General features: G+C 71.3%; 3 protein-coding genes and 1 pseudogene. 2 read left to right on the plus strand and 2 right to left on the minus strand.

Annotated features, from left to right (window positions below; genetic code table 11):
- Together VIP82_RS03210 and VIP82_RS03215 are read right to left on the minus strand one after the other, a co-directional pair.
- Positions 1-663 (minus strand): D-alanyl-D-alanine carboxypeptidase (locus VIP82_RS03210; protein ID WP_331905845.1); only part of this gene is annotated, 663 nt, incomplete at its 3' end.
- 75 nt (positions 664-738) lie between these two features.
- Positions 739-1,722 (minus strand): Gfo/Idh/MocA family protein, encoded by a 984-nt coding sequence (locus VIP82_RS03215; protein ID WP_331905846.1) that lies wholly within the window; start codon positions 1,720-1,722, stop codon positions 739-741.
- 80 nt (positions 1,723-1,802) lie between these two features.
- Here VIP82_RS03215 and VIP82_RS03220 point away from each other — a divergent pair, with 80 nt between their 5' ends.
- Positions 1,803-2,645, plus strand: coding sequence for an SGNH/GDSL hydrolase family protein (locus VIP82_RS03220; protein WP_331905847.1), 843 nt, complete (start codon positions 1,803-1,805; stop codon positions 2,643-2,645).
- A pseudogene (locus VIP82_RS03225) lies at positions 2,642-2,929 on the plus strand (hypothetical protein); the annotation flags it as partial. The gene VIP82_RS03220 and the pseudogene VIP82_RS03225, both read left to right, overlap by 4 nt.

Consider the following 2,929-nt stretch of genomic DNA (forward strand, 5'->3'; position numbering starts at 1 on the left):
GGTCGCGTCGCCGCCGCCGACGAGCACGACCGAGCCCGGCTCCGCGCCCTTCACGACGGTCGTCGGGGTGCGGTAGTCGGGGCCGAGCACCGAGAGCGCCGCGGCCGAGGTCAGCACCTTCATGACGCTCGCGGTGCGCGAAGCCGTCGTGCCGCCGCGGTCGTAGAGCACCTCGCCGGTCGCGGCGTTCATCACCTGCGCCTGGAAGTTCGCGAGGCGCCCGTCGCCCGCGCGATCGGCGACCGAGCAGGTGCGGAGGCGGGCCGCCGCCGCGATCGCCGCGGGCACCGGTCGTGCCGGATCGACGGTCGGCGTGGGCGTCGGCGTCGTGACGGCCGCAACGGATGCCGCTGCCCCTCCGTTGCTCGCGACGCCGGCCGCGACGGCGCCCGCGCCGATCAGGCCGAAGGCGACGACGCCGCCCGCGATGATGAGCGGAAGCCGGTGCTTCCGGGCGAACGCTGGGATCGCGGCGAGCACACCCGACGTCGGGGCCGCGTCCGCGTCCGACGCGGTCGTCGCAGCGTCTGCCTCGTTCTCGTCGACGTCCGCGTTCGCCTCGTCGTCTGCGTGGCTCTCAGCAGCCGCGCTCGCGTCAGCGACCCCGCTCGAGGGGTCGCCATCGTCGGGGGTCTCCCCCGCGGCATCCGTCTCGTCGATCACCCGGGAATCCTACGCGAGCCATCCTCAAGAGAACCTGATCATGCGCCTGATCGGGTACCGATCAGGCGCCGCGGATCATTCGCCCGGGTAGGCGAGGCCGACCTGCCGACGGATCTCGTCGAGCGTCGCCATGATCGCGACGGTCTCGTCGATCGGAAGCAGGTCGCCGGTGAGGGTGCCCGCTGCCACGAGGCGTTCGACCGCTTCGGCCTGGAAGTGCATGCCTCGGCCGGTGACCTCGGAGCGGTACTCCTCGAGCAGTGTGCCATCGGCGGCGACGACCCGGAAGGTCGTCGGCGTGTACCAGACGTGGTCGATCTCGATGCGGGCCGCGGTGCCGAGCACGACGGCCGTGTTCGCCCCCTGCGCGTCGCTCGCGGAGTGCGTGACCGCCATGCGGCCGCCCTCGTACCCGAAGACGACGGCGATCTGCGCATCGGCGCCCGTGGGCCGGAACGTCGCCGAGGCGTGGATGCTCCCCGGCGCGCCGAAGAGATCCCACGCGAACGAGACGGGGTAGATGCCGAGGTCGAGGAGCGCCCCGCCACCGAGCGCGAGCGCGTTGATGCGGTGCTCGGGATCGTCGGAGAGCAGCTGCGTGTGGTCGGCGATGAGCGTGCGAAGGTCGCCCAGCGTTCCCTCGGCGATGATCTCGCGGATGCGGGCCATGTGCGGCAGGTATCTCGTCCACATCGCCTCGAGCACGAGCAGGCCCTTGGAAGCGGCGAGCTCCGCCAGGGCGCGCGCCTCGGCGGCATTGACGGTGAACGCCTTCTCGACGAGCACGTGCTTGCCCGCCTCGAGCGCGAGCGTGGCGCCTGCCGCATGCATCGGATGCGGCGTGGAGACGTAGATCACGTCGACCTCGGGGTCGGCGACGAGCGCCTCGTAGCTGCCGTGCGCGTTCGGGATGCCGAACTCGGCGGCGAATGCGTCAGCACTCGCCTGCGAGCGCGACCCGACCGCTTGCACGGTGAATCCATTGAGCTTCAGGTCGTTGGCGAAGGCGTGCGCGATGCCGCCCGTCGCGAGGATGCCCCACCGCAGTCGTTCCGTCATGACGACAGCCTATGGCCGGCTGGGCCCTCCCCTGTTCGGGGATCGTGTGGAATCCTCACGATCGGGTCTAGTGTTCAGCCATGACGGCTGTTCTCGCTTGGAAGGGCCGCGTCACCGGCATCGCCGCCGCGGCCATCATCGCCCTCGTGGCCATCCCCGCGGGGATCGCCGGCCCGGCAGCAGCCGCGCCACCTTCGTCCCCATCCTCTTCCTCATCGACCGTCGAAAAGTACGTCGCCCTCGGCGACTCGGTCGCCGCGGGCCAGGGCGCCGGCGGCTACATCGACGCCTGCTTCCGCAGCCCGAACGGGTATCCGGCGCTCCTCGACGCCGCACCGCGCACGAACCTGCTGCGGAACCCCTCCTGCAGCGGAGCGACGATCGCGGATGTCGCGGCCGACCAGCTCTCGCAGCTGAACCGCGGCACGACGCTCGTGACCCTCACGGTCGGCGCGAACGAGGTCGACCTGACCGGCATCCTCGTGGCGTGCACGCCGCCATCACCGGTCGAGGCGTGCGTCGCGGCCGTCGGGGCCGCGCAGGCGTACCTCTCCACGGATCAGCTGGCCATCGACGTCGGCGGACTCGTCGCGGCGATCGCGAGTCGTTCACCCGGGGCGGAGATCCTGGTGACGGGTTACGCGATTCCGTTCGCGCCCGACTACAGCGACCTGACCGATCAGGTGAACCTGCTCACCGCCGCGATGAACTCGCTGATCCAGGCGGGCGTCGCGGGCGCTGCAGCATCCGGTGTCGATGTGAGTTACGTCGACGTCACGGGCCTCTTCGCCGGTCACGGGGTCGGCTCCGCCGAACCGTGGCTCGGCATCGACCCGACCGATCCGATCACCTTCCTCCACCCGAACGCCGTCGGCTACGCCGCCTACCGCGACGCGCTCCTCTTCGCGCTGGCACTGCCGTGAACGCGGCATCCGGCCCGCGGTTCGCGCTCGCGGGAACGCTGCTCGCAGCGCTCATCGCCCTCGGCTCGGTCGCCTCGCCAGCGCTGGCGGGTCCATCGGGCAAAGGGAAGCCCGGTGGCGGTGGAGGGAACGGCAACGGTGGGGGCAACGCCCAACTCGCCTATGCGGCGGTCGGGGACTCCTTTGCGGCCGGACTCGGCGCCGGCAGCTATCTCGAGACGAGCTGCTACACGAGCGCGAAGGGGTATCCGGCACTGCTCGACGCCGATGCGAACCTCGCCCTC

The sequence above is a fragment of the Microbacterium sp. genome (assembly GCF_036566905.1).
In the GTDB taxonomy this organism is placed as follows: Bacteria; Actinomycetota; Actinomycetes; order Actinomycetales; family Microbacteriaceae; genus Microbacterium.

Coding starts and splice junctions, on each gene's coding strand:
- VIP82_RS03215 (WP_331905846.1), bottom strand. CDS start 1,722: ATGACGGAACGACTGCGGTGGGGCATCCTCGCGACGGGCGGCATCGCG.
- VIP82_RS03220 (WP_331905847.1), top strand. CDS start 1,803: ATGACGGCTGTTCTCGCTTGGAAGGGCCGCGTCACCGGCATCGCCGCC.